Below are 6,112 nucleotides of genomic sequence, written 5' to 3'. Positions count from 1 at the left end.
CGCCGCGAGATGCTGCTGCGCCGGGCGCGGCAGGACGAGGCCGCCATGCAGATCGATGCCTGGCTGCGTTCGCCCGGCCTGAGGGCGCCGACATGAGCCAGCAATATCGCGCCTACCTCGTCGGCGAGAACGGCGTCTTCCGCTCCGCCGAAGCATTCGAGGCCTCGTCCGACGAGTCCGCTCTCAGCTTCGCGCAGCAGTTCACGCGGCACGGCAAGGTGGAGGTGTGGCAGCTCGGCCGCAAGATCGCCGTGCTGGACTCGGAGCAGTCCCAGCCGCCGCCGCCGTCCGCACGATCCCGGCCGGCACTGACGCGTCAATGATCGCGTGAGTGCGATCGCGACGTGAGACTGTCGATCTCGAAGCTGAACTTCACCTGCATGATTGGCCCGTTGGCGTCGCGAACGTCGATCGCCATCTGTTGCCTGCCTCCAGTGGGCGACGCAGACAACACGGCGTCGCGCGCCATGTCGGCAATCGATTTGGCGGCCTCGGCCCGAACCGCGCGCGGGCTGGACAATTCCAGTCCCTCCTCGTCCAGTGCAATTCCCTTGTCGTCGCGAAGGTCGAAGTAATATCGGGGCATGTCCGCATCCTTTGCGGTACTAGGCGCGGGGCGGATAAAGGTTTCTCGCGGGTTGAAAATTCGCTTGCGATCCAATGGGTTCCGGGAACGCAACCCCGGCTCGCGATCGTGCCAGGATTGCGCAGCCCTACTCCTCCGCAAGCTTGCGCTCGATATAGGCATCCACCGTCTCGGCGAACGAGCGCTGCACGCCGACCGCCACATCATGCTGATCGAGTGCGTCGCGCTGGAGCACGCGCAGGCCACGCCCGCGGGCGCTGAGCGGCGCCGTGTTCAGAAACTGGTCGATGGCGCCCTTGGCGAGCGGGATGGCCTTGGGATCGCCCCTGGCGATCAGGAGCCGCAACAGGCTCTGGCATTCCGCCAAACCGGGCATGACTTTTAGCCTCTCAACGTTGCTGCGATTTAGGCTTCGGCCGCTTCACAGGCTGGGTGTGGGTGCCGAACAGCGCCAGCAGGAACGCGACTTCTTCCTTCGAACCGATCTGGATCATGATGATCTCCTTTTCGCTCCGTTGGTCGAGGCCCAGGCGCGCGGAGTTCAGGACAATCGGGTTTCAGCATTGTTTCAGGCGTGTTTCGTCGGGCGGAAATGCCCGCGTCGATTGGGGAACGCGGCAAGCCCGTGTTCACCGTTCCGGGGAAACCTGAACGGCCACCGGCAAAGACCTTCACGCCGCATTCATCATTTCGATCCTAAATCCTCCGCCGACGAAACGGCATGCAGGCAGGACCCATGTCCTTTGACCCGATGGCCGCTGCGGTCGACTGGCTTGATGCCTACCGCGCCGGCGATATCGACACTGTCCTTGGAATGTACGCGGACGACGCGGTGATCCATTGCGCCTGCGGCGGCATGAAGACGAGCTCGGGCAAGGACGGCCGACGCGCCTATTGGCGCGACCGTCTCACCAGATATCCCGCGTCCGGCCTCGACAATCTGCAGCCGTCCGGAGAGACGACGGTGGTCTCGTACGTCGCGCGCGGCGGCATCGTCAGCGCGAGCCTGACTTTCGATGCCTCCGGAAAGATCGCCACGCACGTCTGCGGTCCGCAAAACTAGGGCGTGTCCTGCGTTTTGTCTTCGCGACAGGACGTGGCCGGTTCGCCTGAGCGGTCAGCCAAGGGCCGTTGCAGAGTCTCGATCTCCTCTCTTCGTCTAGCACCGGGAAAAAGTGGAAACTTTCCGGAAAGCTTCGAGTTGGCAGGGACTGGTTTTCGGTCCCGGAGAGTGAGCATGGTCGACGAAGCCGTCTTGAAGAACGCCACGGAGATCGCATGGACGGCGTACCGGGCGCGGCATCCTGACGTCGATGCACAGGACAGCCGGCGCTGCCTGCTCGAACGCCACCTGCACAGGAGATGGGAAGAGCGCAAGAGCGATACCGAAGAACTCGCCAGCTTCGGGATGGCGTACCTGCACCGGCTTCCCCGAGACGAATGTTGACGACCATGAAAATGCTCGTCGCGCGCGTGACCCGCGGTAGCACAAGGCCTGTTTGGACGCTGCTCGCGGTTTCGTTTCTCCTCTCGGCGATCATCGTGATCGGCTTGCGCATCGCGTTGGGGAACTAGTGCGATGCGGATCGCCCAGCTTGCCCCGTTGGCCGAGAGCGTTCCTCCGAAGCTTTACGGCGGCACGGAGCGGGTGATTGCCTGGCTTGTGGACGAACTGGTCGCGCTCGGACATGACGTCACCCTGTTCGCTACCGGGGATTCGAAGACCAAAGGAAACCTCCAGGCGGTGTGGCCGCGCGCGCTCCGGCTGGGGCGGAGGGGCGTCGATCCGAACGCCGCCTGCGCGTTGCTGATCGAGGCCATCGCCGAGCGCGCACGCGACTTCGACGTGATCCACTGCCATGTCGACTGGTTGACCCTGCCGGTGCTGAGTCGGACCGGAGTGCCGTTTCTAACGACCATGCACGGCCGGCTCGACCTTCCGGGGCTTTCCAGCGTGATCGGGGCTTTCCCGGACGCTCCCTTCGTCTCAATATCCGACAACCAGCGCCGTGCGCTTCCGGACGCAAACTGGATCGCGACGATTCCGCACGGATTGCCCAAGGACCTGTTTCGACCCTCCTTCGAAGCTGGTTCGTATTTGGCTTTCCTCGGGCGGCTCACGGCGGAGAAGGGGCCGGAAGATGCCATACGCATCGCACGCGCCGTCGGGATGCCGCTGCAAATCGCGGCCAAGATACCCCGCGCGGAGACCGCCTACTTCAAGAAGAAGCTCGAACCCGAGATCGACGGCGAAGAGATCAAGCTCGTCGGCGAGGTGGACGAAGCCCGCAAGCAGCCGTTTCTCGCCGGTGCCGCCGCCTTGCTGTTTCCGATCGACTGGCCGGAGCCTTTCGGCCTCGTCATGATCGAGGCGATGGCGTGCGGCACGCCCGTGATCGCCTACCGCTCTGGATCGGTGCCGGAAGTCGTGGAACACGGCGTCACCGGCTTCATCGTGGATGGCCGGGAGCAGGCGATCGAAGCGGTCAAGGAAATAGGCCGACTGGACCGAAGCAGGATCCGCGCCCGCTTCGAGGAGCGTTTCGCCGCGAGCCGGATGGCGAGGCAGTACGAGGACCGGTACCGCGAGTTGGTCGACCGAGGATGGCGCCATGCGTCAGGGCATATTCAGTACGCGTAGGACCCTCGCGAAACCCGTCATGCCTCGTCGTCGACGAACGGGTTCGCTCGACCCATCTACGAGCCAGGGCGTGTGGGACGCCTCTTCAGGCGCCGGTAACCCACCAATGCGCGCCACTCGAATACGCTGATTAAGATGCCGACCAGTGCAGTCCCGACCCCGCACATTATCAAAATCATCTGGAGCATCGAATCACCGCGTGTCGATGCTCCTGAGCGTACCAAAGTGAAGACTCGTTCCGAAGGCTTATTTGGGCGGCTGCAGTCCGGGCGAGGTCAGCCAGTCGCTTAGATGTGAGCCGAGCTCGACGATCCTGGCTCGCTTGAGTAAACCCTCACGTTCCGCACCAGCCGGTAACTGGCTCGCCCGTTCTTTGAGGATATTGGCCTGTTCGGCCATTCGTTCTTCAAGCGAGCGGGTCTGCACGATTCTGCGGCGCTCTCCCATGGCGCGCTCCTTAGCTGCTGAATACGATTCCAAACCGCAAAAGTAAGTTCACGTCCGGTCGCAAAACCAGGACACTCCCGGATTCACAAGCCCCGGGCCGCTGTTAGAAAAATGGCCCCAGCTCGTGGGATATTGGCGGGCATTGGAGCTGGGGCCTATCGGGGTTTGCCCTCGGGGAAGGGCACCCGGAAAACTCGGCAATTGCAGGAATGTTCCTGTCCTAATTTTCAAATTGCGCGAGCCCAATCTTTCGAACTGGGGCAAGACCGACGCCTAGGTCCCCTGCGGACCAGCCGGCGTCGGCCATGGGACTGCGCTAGGGTTGAGCCCTTGCGAAACGTCGATGGACGGATTGTTGGGCTTCGCTTGCGATCTACCATCCGCCGAGCTTCACCCATGTCGAGAATGTCTATCTGATTAGCCTTTCTGAACGGCGGCCGCCGCCGTGCGGATGACGTCGATCACAATTTCGGGCTGCGACAGCATTGGCACATGGCTACTTGCCACTTCCGTCACAGTCGCACCCATGCGCTTCGAGACCCACCGTTGCAGGTCGGGATGCACGGTGTGGTCTTGCGTGGCCAAGATGTACCAGCTTGGCTTAGATCTCCACGCGACCTTATCCGCGCTAAGCTTCTGCTGCTGGAATAGATCGGCAACGGGCGCATAATGCGTAGCCCAAACCAACTTCTGATCCGTCTCGGAAAGGTCGCCTGCGAAAAACTCGGTGCCACTTGGAAGCATCCAGGCACGCCCATCTGCGACCTCGACGCGCGAGAAGATGTCCGACGGATGTTTGTCGAGCTGGTCTTGCACAGTCTCCCCCGCATCCGGGGCGACCGCCGCTATGTAGACAAGGCCAACAACGCGATCATCGGTGCCGGCGCCCGTGATGGTCGCTCCGCCGTAGGAATGACCGACGAGGAGGACAGGGCTTCCGACACGGTTGAGCGTACGCTTCACCGTCGCCAGATCCTCGGCGTAGGAATCCAAGCCGTATTGAACCGCGATGACCTCGTACCCATCCGCTTGCAGTGCAGGAATAACTTTGCTGAAGCATGAGCCATCGGCCCAAATGCCGTGACAAAAGACGATCGCTGGTTTGGATTTCATTGACATGGGCTCCCTCGAGGTCGCGGTAACAGACCTCATTCTGGCGAGGGACGCCGCTACGTCTTCCGAAAGAGCCCGAAAAAGTCTTACCCGTTTCGCCTTGCCGAGCAGCACGCGTAGGATGGGTTGAGCCCTTGTGAAACCCCATCATGCCTCGTCGTAGAAGATTGATGGGTTTCGCTTTCGCTCTACTCATCCTACGAGCTTACTCCGCTGCATCCTGCACGGTGCGGATTTTCTCGGCGCGACGAGCGAGCTCGTCATAGGTCTTGGCAACCTTGCGCAAGCTTTCCTTCGGGTGCTGATGCTCGCAATTGTCGGCCTTGGTGCGGAACTCCTCCGCTCGCATGCGCCAGTACTTCGGCGGGTGCATACGCTCGATACCCACGCCAATCCCTGAATTGGTCCGTTCATGCGGATCAATTGACCTTCAGCCCAAGCGTTCCGGCAACCTACTAAAGTAGCAAATTGGACTCAGCGCGTGGGATGGGTTGAGTTGCGAAGCCCATCTGCTTCTTCAGCGGGGCTTTGATGGGTTTCGCTTTCGACCCATGCCGCACTCAGCCTGTGGACGCGAACGGCAGGCTGAGCTCGAAGCAAGGAGAAGGCGAAGCGGGCAAACGGGATATCGTGGCAATCGTTCCTCACGGACTCTCCTGCGCGAGCGCGATCGAAGCTTGGCCGTGCTGCGGCACTCGGCAGTTCGAATCCGAGCAACCAATTCGAATCTCGCTTGTTGTCGCCGGCACAATCACTTGCAGGAGACAACACATGACACGTCCAACTCTACTCGCCGCAACCTTGTTGCTGCTCGCCTCGGTGCCCGCGGGCGCTCAGTCGCAGCCTGCGCAAAGCGGGCCGGGCAACAACGCCGTCAACAGCTCGGACCAGAACAACTCGAACAAGCCGGTCGAGGGCCGCAACAGCTTCACCGAGGGACAGGCGAAGTCGCGGATCGAGGGCGCCGGATATTCCAACGTCTCCGGACTGCAGAAGGATGACCAGGGCGTCTGGCGCGGCAAGGCCGACAAGGCCGGCACCAAGACCGACGTCAGCCTGGACTTCCAGGGCAACGTGAACCCCACCAAGTAAGGAATCCCAGACATGACCATCACCATCTCCCGCCTCTACGACAATTATTCCGACGCCGAGCGCGCCGTGACCCGGCTCGAGGCGGCCGGCGTGCCGCACTCCGATATCAGCATCGTCGCCAACAATTCGGACGATTGGTACGGCTCCAAGCGCGGCAAGGTCGACCGTGACCGCGACGGCACCGACGATCGTGCCGAAGGCGCCGGCACGGGTGCCGGCATCGGCGCCGGCCT

General features: G+C 62.1%; 11 protein-coding genes. 6 read left to right on the top strand and 5 right to left on the bottom strand.

Annotated elements, in window-relative coordinates:
* The first annotated feature begins 92 nt into the window (after positions 1–92).
* On the top strand, positions 93–323 hold the full coding sequence (locus MOV75_RS24260) for a hypothetical protein (RefSeq protein ID WP_247006749.1): 231 nt from the start codon (positions 93–95) through the stop codon (positions 321–323).
* On the opposite strand, the gene MOV75_RS24255 is transcribed toward MOV75_RS24260, so the two are convergent.
* Both MOV75_RS24255 and MOV75_RS24250 read right to left on the bottom strand, forming a co-directional pair.
* On the bottom strand, positions 317–586 hold the full coding sequence (locus tag MOV75_RS24255; RefSeq protein ID WP_246930304.1) for a hypothetical protein: 270 nt from the start codon (positions 584–586) through the stop codon (positions 317–319). The genes MOV75_RS24260 and MOV75_RS24255 overlap by 7 nt on opposite strands.
* 127 nt (positions 587–713) lie before the next feature.
* Entirely contained in the window at positions 714–962 is a 249-nt protein-coding gene (locus MOV75_RS24250) for a hypothetical protein (protein WP_212090665.1), read from the bottom strand.
* Positions 963–1,322: 360 nt separating this feature from the next.
* Between MOV75_RS24250 and MOV75_RS24245 the strand changes: the two genes are divergently transcribed.
* The 3 genes from MOV75_RS24245 to MOV75_RS24235 all read left to right on the top strand — a co-directional run bounded on the left by MOV75_RS24245 (position 1,323) and on the right by MOV75_RS24235 (position 3,227).
* Positions 1,323–1,649, top strand: a complete 327-nt coding sequence (locus MOV75_RS24245; RefSeq protein ID WP_246930299.1) for a nuclear transport factor 2 family protein — start codon at positions 1,323–1,325, stop codon at positions 1,647–1,649.
* Between the two features lie 174 nt (positions 1,650–1,823).
* Positions 1,824–2,033 carry a hypothetical protein gene (locus tag MOV75_RS24240; protein ID WP_246930300.1) on the top strand — a complete coding sequence of 70 codons (210 nt, stop codon included), beginning with the start codon at positions 1,824–1,826 and terminating at the stop codon, positions 2,031–2,033.
* A 132-nt stretch (positions 2,034–2,165) separates the two neighbouring features.
* Positions 2,166–3,227 (top strand): glycosyltransferase family 4 protein, encoded by a 1,062-nt coding sequence (locus MOV75_RS24235; RefSeq protein WP_246930301.1) that lies wholly within the window; start codon positions 2,166–2,168, stop codon positions 3,225–3,227.
* A 246-nt stretch (positions 3,228–3,473) separates the two neighbouring features.
* Here the strand turns inward: MOV75_RS24235 and MOV75_RS24230 are convergent, their stop codons facing one another.
* From MOV75_RS24230 to MOV75_RS24220, 3 genes are all read right to left on the bottom strand, one after another.
* The gene (locus tag MOV75_RS24230; RefSeq protein WP_246930302.1) at positions 3,474–3,674 is read right to left on the bottom strand and encodes a hypothetical protein; all 201 of its coding nucleotides are present in this window, start codon (positions 3,672–3,674) and stop codon (positions 3,474–3,476) included.
* 417 nt (positions 3,675–4,091) lie between these two features.
* On the bottom strand, positions 4,092–4,793 hold the full coding sequence (locus MOV75_RS24225) for an alpha/beta fold hydrolase (RefSeq protein ID WP_247006748.1): 702 nt from the start codon (positions 4,791–4,793) through the stop codon (positions 4,092–4,094).
* 199 nt (positions 4,794–4,992) lie between these two features.
* The gene (locus MOV75_RS24220; RefSeq protein WP_247006747.1) at positions 4,993–5,175 is read right to left on the bottom strand and encodes a hypothetical protein; all 183 of its coding nucleotides are present in this window, start codon (positions 5,173–5,175) and stop codon (positions 4,993–4,995) included.
* A 383-nt stretch (positions 5,176–5,558) separates the two neighbouring features.
* Between MOV75_RS24220 and MOV75_RS24215 the strand changes: the two genes are divergently transcribed.
* Positions 5,559–5,879: a hypothetical protein gene (locus tag MOV75_RS24215; protein WP_246932738.1), complete on the top strand. Its 321-nt coding sequence runs from the start codon at positions 5,559–5,561 to the stop codon at positions 5,877–5,879.
* Between the two features lie 12 nt (positions 5,880–5,891).
* Positions 5,892–6,112 (top strand): general stress protein (locus MOV75_RS24210; protein ID WP_309486965.1); only part of this gene is annotated, 221 nt, incomplete at its 3' end.

The organism is Bradyrhizobium sp. PRIMUS42 (genome assembly GCF_023006515.1).
Taxonomy (GTDB): Bacteria; Pseudomonadota; Alphaproteobacteria; order Rhizobiales; family Xanthobacteraceae; genus Bradyrhizobium.
Note: the sequence above shows the minus strand (reverse complement) of the source record. Positions and strands in the feature narration are given on the sequence as shown.

Coding starts and splice junctions, on each gene's coding strand:
- MOV75_RS24215 (WP_246932738.1), top strand. CDS start 5,559: ATGACACGTCCAACTCTACTCGCCGCAACCTTGTTGCTGCTCGCCTCG.
- MOV75_RS24260 (WP_247006749.1), top strand. CDS start 93: ATGAGCCAGCAATATCGCGCCTACCTCGTCGGCGAGAACGGCGTCTTC.
- MOV75_RS24230 (WP_246930302.1), bottom strand. CDS start 3,674: ATGGGAGAGCGCCGCAGAATCGTGCAGACCCGCTCGCTTGAAGAACGA.
- MOV75_RS24245 (WP_246930299.1), top strand. CDS start 1,323: ATGTCCTTTGACCCGATGGCCGCTGCGGTCGACTGGCTTGATGCCTAC.
- MOV75_RS24235 (WP_246930301.1), top strand. CDS start 2,166: ATGCGGATCGCCCAGCTTGCCCCGTTGGCCGAGAGCGTTCCTCCGAAG.
- MOV75_RS24225 (WP_247006748.1), bottom strand. CDS start 4,793: ATGTCAATGAAATCCAAACCAGCGATCGTCTTTTGTCACGGCATTTGG.
- MOV75_RS24240 (WP_246930300.1), top strand. CDS start 1,824: ATGGTCGACGAAGCCGTCTTGAAGAACGCCACGGAGATCGCATGGACG.
- MOV75_RS24250 (WP_212090665.1), bottom strand. CDS start 962: ATGCCCGGTTTGGCGGAATGCCAGAGCCTGTTGCGGCTCCTGATCGCC.
- MOV75_RS24255 (WP_246930304.1), bottom strand. CDS start 586: ATGCCCCGATATTACTTCGACCTTCGCGACGACAAGGGAATTGCACTG.